Annotated in this window: 5 protein-coding genes and 1 pseudogene; 3 read left to right on the top strand and 3 right to left on the bottom strand. The window is 68.3% G+C overall.

Going from position 1 to position 4392, the window contains the following annotated elements; all coding sequences use genetic code 11:
* Window positions 1-138: 138 nt before the first annotated feature.
* From AC6H42_RS22070 to AC6H42_RS22060, 3 genes are all read right to left on the bottom strand, one after another.
* Window positions 139-750: a pyridoxamine 5'-phosphate oxidase family protein gene (locus AC6H42_RS22070; protein ID WP_497548946.1), complete on the bottom strand. Its 612-nt coding sequence runs from the start codon at window positions 748-750 to the stop codon at window positions 139-141.
* Window positions 751-753: 3 nt separating this feature from the next.
* A complete protein-coding gene (locus AC6H42_RS22065; protein WP_497548945.1) occupies window positions 754-1800 on the bottom strand; it encodes a ribonuclease T2 family protein in 1047 nt (348 codons plus the stop codon).
* Between the two features lie 77 nt (window positions 1801-1877).
* The gene (locus AC6H42_RS22060) at window positions 1878-2054 is read right to left on the bottom strand and encodes a hypothetical protein (protein WP_200953953.1); all 177 of its coding nucleotides are present in this window, start codon (window positions 2052-2054) and stop codon (window positions 1878-1880) included.
* A 172-nt stretch (window positions 2055-2226) separates the two neighbouring features.
* Here AC6H42_RS22060 and AC6H42_RS22055 point away from each other — a divergent pair, with 172 nt between their 5' ends.
* The 3 genes and pseudogenes from AC6H42_RS22055 to AC6H42_RS22045 all read left to right on the top strand — a co-directional run.
* A complete protein-coding gene (locus tag AC6H42_RS22055; RefSeq protein ID WP_057154784.1) occupies window positions 2227-2730 on the top strand; it encodes a (2Fe-2S)-binding protein in 504 nt (167 codons plus the stop codon).
* The gene (locus AC6H42_RS22050; RefSeq protein ID WP_497548944.1) at window positions 2727-3812 is read left to right on the top strand and encodes an FAD binding domain-containing protein; all 1086 of its coding nucleotides are present in this window, start codon (window positions 2727-2729) and stop codon (window positions 3810-3812) included. Before AC6H42_RS22055 ends, AC6H42_RS22050 begins: the two co-directional genes overlap by 4 nt.
* Window positions 3805-4392, top strand: a pseudogene (locus tag AC6H42_RS22045) (xanthine dehydrogenase family protein molybdopterin-binding subunit); the annotation flags it as partial. The gene AC6H42_RS22050 and the pseudogene AC6H42_RS22045, both read left to right, overlap by 8 nt.

Here is a 4392-nt window from a genome sequence, read left to right as displayed (position 1 = left end):
CGCTGTATGCAGACGCCATCAACCTGGGCAACTCGCGCATGCACGAGTACGCGCTGAACGAGTCCCAGTTCCTGACACTGGAAGACGTGGGCCGCCGGGTCAACCTCGGCCTGAGGATGGCGTTCTGAACCAGCGCGCCTAGTACAGCGTGCCGCGCTGGCGCGCAGGGAGGGCCTGGTCGTAGGCTGCGCCGTCGATCTCGCCCTTGGTGAGCGCCGTCAGCATGGCGCCGGCCGACGGCACCGCGCCGGCGGGCCGCCGGCCGGCGGCATCCCACAGCCCGGAGCGCAGGATGGCGCGCGCGCACTGGAAGTACGCCGCGTCCACCTTGATCTCGATCACGCATTTCGGTTCGCGCCCGTCAACCGCGAAACGCTGCAGCAATGCCGGCGCGACCAGTATGCGCGCCGTGCCGTTTACGCGCAGCGTTTCTCCCACCCCCGGTATCAGGAACAGCAGCGCCACGCGCGGATCTTCGATGATGTTGCGCAGGCTGTCGGCGCGGTTGTTGCCGCGCCGTTCGGGCAGCAGCAGGGTGTGCTCGTCCTCGACCGCGACGAAGCCCGGCGCGTCGCCGCGCGGCGAGGCATCCAGGCCATCCGGGCCGCTGGTGGCCAGCATCGCGAACGGCGCTGCTTCGATCATCGCGCGATAATGCGGATGGATGAAGGAAATTTCCTTCAGCTTCGACGGCGCCGCGATTTCGCCGAACAGCGACTCAAGCTGCGCCAAGCTGGTGATGGTGTCCATGGCTCAGTTCCTTCCGCTGGCTTCAACCCGGATCTCGCTGCCGCAGCGCGAAGTCTGCGGGCCCTGGCCGGGCGTGGCGCCCACCAGGCCGGCCAACCCCTTGTCCACGCTGAAGTCGAGCGGCAACTGCACGCGGATCTCCTGCAGGTAGCTCTGCCCGGCGCACACCAGCATCACGCGGCTGGCGGCCGCTTCGCCGTACTGGCTGCGCAGCGTGGCGAAGAACTTGTCGGCATTGAAGGAGCCGCCGATGTTCTTCAAGATCTGCTCGCCGATGGCGGAGCTGTTTACCAGCTGCACGGCGGCGACGGCCTTTGTAAAGTAGGCGTCCGGGTCCAGCGCCTGGCAGGTGCCGTGCTTGTTCCACTCGTATTTGCCGAAGCTGTTTTCGTAGTAGAAGTTCGGCATCCATGGTGCCACCAGCGCCACGGTTTCCTTCTTCAGCGCGAAGGGCTTGCCATCGCAATTGCCATAGCTGGTGCCGCAGGCCTTCTTGTTCGGCCACAGGCCGTGCAGGGTCAGGTTGGATACCACCAGGCTGCCCTTGTCCATGGCCGCGCACTCCGGCTTGCCGGAAGTGCGCGGCGTGTGCTCGCAGAAACCGGGTTGCCAGCTCATGGCCAGCAGATAGCTGTCCTGCTGGTTGGCGGTGGAGCACATTTCGCGCTTGCCGCCTGGGCTGTCCTGCGGGCCGTCCTGGCCGCCCCGGGAGGATGGAGCTGGGGTTGGGGCTGCCGGAGCCGGCGCATTCGCGCCCAGCGAGGCCGCGCCGCAGTCACGGTCCACCCAGCGCAGCGGCGGCGAGGCGCCGGGCACTTCCACGCGCAGGCGTTCGTAGTTGCCCGGCCGGTTGATCTCGCGCACCTGGTAGCTGGTGCCCGGCTGGAGCTGGACCGCGCCGGGATTGGTGCCTTTGGCGAAGGAAGCGAAAGCGTCGCAAGCCTTGCTGGCGGTGAAGCTGCCGCTGACGGTTTCACTGGCCAGTGCCGGCAACTGGAGTGCCGGCAGCAGGGTAATCAGGCATGCGCCCAGGACTGTGGTTTTTTGCATCGCGCGCTCCGGCGTTAATCTTGGGGCACATGATAAAGCCAGATCGAAGCGTTGCAAAACTTATTTATTTAATACTTCTAAAAGGCTTGCGCCGCCTGGGCGGCGGAGATGCGCCCCTTCACCTCGTTGCGGTACTTGGCCTTGGCGGCGGCTTTTTTCACCGCTTCCATCTCGATATTCGAACGCTTGATGCGCGCCTTTTCTTCCTTGCTGCGTTGCTGAGCTACGTCCTTGTTGCCGATGCGGTTGGTCATGATGCTCTCCTGTGGTTGATTGATCTGGCGTCAGCATGCCGCAGCGCACGCCCGTCATCCGTACGCTGACGCACATCCAACCGCCGTGTGAGCGGACGTTATGTGAGCTGCCGCACGGCTGGCCGCCGATGGCTGGTCTAAGGTTTAGGCTCACTGCCGCCGGAGGAATGCCATGGAAAGCCCTGAACGTTATCCCGTGGTGCTGCATGTCAATGGCAGCACCCACCGCATCGAAGTCGAAGCCTGGGTCACGCTGCTGGACTTGCTGCGCGAGCGGCTGCACCTGACGGGCAGCAAGAAGGGCTGCGACCATGGCCAGTGCGGCGCCTGCACAGTGCTGGTGGAGGGCAGGCGCATCAACGCCTGTCTCACGCTGGCGGTCATGCAGGACGGCCGCAGCGTCACCACCGTCGAAGGGCTGGCGCGGGATGGCGAACTGCACCCGCTGCAGCAGGCTTTCATCCGGCACGATGCCTTCCAGTGCGGCTACTGCACGCCCGGCCAGATCTGTTCGGCGGTCGGCCTGCTGGCCGAAGGCCGCGCGCGCACGGTGGCCGATGTGCGCGAGCTCATGAGCGGCAACATCTGCCGCTGCGGCGCCTACCCGCAGATCGTCGAGGCGGTGCGGCAGGCGGCGCGCATTGCGCCCGATCCGCTGGAAAAGGCGCCGCTATGAGGCCGCTGACCTTCATCCAGCCCCGGGACGTGGCGGCCGCCATCGCGCAGCTGTCCCCCTCGGGCAGTCCGCCGCCGGCCGCCGTGGTGGATGCGGCCGGGCTGGAGGAGCGCCGCTGTATCGCCGGCGGCACCAACCTGATCGACCTGATGAAGGAAAGGGTCATGACCCCGTCCCGGCTGGTGGACATCAATGCGCTGCCGCTGGCGGCCATCGAGGCGGCGCCCGGCGGCGGCCTGCTGCTGGGCGCCCTGGCGCGCAACGCCGACACCGCCTTCCATCCGCTGGTGGAGAACGGCTATCCGCTGCTGGCCGCCGCCATCCTGGCCGGCGCCTCGCCGCAGATCCGCAACATGGCCAGCAACGGCGGCAACCTGCTGCAGCGCACCCGCTGCATCTATTTCTACGACGTGGCCATGCCCTGCAACAAGCGCGCCCCGGGCAGCGGCTGTTCGGCCATCGGCGGCATCACCAGACAGCATGCCATCCTCGGCGCCAGCGAGCACTGCATCGCCACCCATCCGTCGGACATGTGCGTGGCGCTGGCCGCGCTGGAGGCCGTGGTGCACGTGCAGTCCGGGGCCGGCAGCCGCGAGATCGCCTTCGCCGGCTTCCACCGCCTGCCGGGCGCCCAACCGCACCTGGACACCACGCTGGCGCAGGGCGAACTGATCACCCACATCACGCTGCCGCCGGCGCCCCGGTACGCGGCGCACAGCGCCTACCTGAAGCTGCGCGAGCGCAGTTCGTACGCGTTTGCACTGGTGTCCGTGGCTGCCGCGCTCGATATCGGCTTCAGCGGCGCCATACGGGGCGCCCGCATCGCGCTGGGCGGCGTGGCGCACAAGCCCTGGCGCATGCCGGAGGCGGAAGCGGCGCTGGAGGGCAGCCGGCCGGATGCGGCGGCCTTCGGGCGCGCGGCAGATATCTTGCTGGCGGCGGCCGTGGGCCAGGGCGGCAACGACTTCAAGATACCGATGGCGCGCAACGCCATCGTGCGTGCGCTGGAGATGGCCGCCGCCGGCACGCCCCCGCCGTCCCCGCCGGCGCCATTCAACCCCATGGAGGGCCGCGATGACTGACCTGATCCCCGAGCTGAAGCCTCCGGTCGCCGATGCCGGCACCGGCTGCGTGCGCACCGGCATGGCGCTGCCGCGCATCGACGGCCGCGCCAAGGTCACCGGTGCGGCGCAGTACGCGGCCGAATACCATGCCCCGGACCTGGCGCATGGCGTGGTGGTGGGCAGCACCATCGCCTGCGGCCGCATCGCCAGCCTGGACACGCGCGCGGCGCTGGCCGCCCCCGGCGTGATCGAGGTCATCACCCATCTGAACCGCCCCAGGCTGCGCTCCTTTGACCTGTTCTACAAGGACATGACGGCGCCCGCCGGTTCGCCGTTCCGTCCGTTGTACGACGACCGCATCCATTCCAGCGGCCAGCCGGTGGCGCTGGTGGTGGCGCGGACCTTCGAGGAAGCGCGCTATGCGGCGGGGCTGCTGGACATCGCTTACCAACAGAGGCCGCACCAGACCGGCCTGCGTTCGCACCTGGAGCGCGCCAGGGAGCCGAGCCACATGAAGGCGGGCTACACGCCGCCGCCGGACGAGAAGGGCCACGCGCTGCAGGCCTGGGAGGCGGCGCCGGTGCGCATCGATAGCAGC

This window comes from Massilia sp. NBRC 108631 (genome assembly GCF_059704565.1).
The sequence above is the reverse complement of the archived record's forward strand: the minus strand, read 5'-3'. Positions and strand labels throughout refer to the sequence as shown.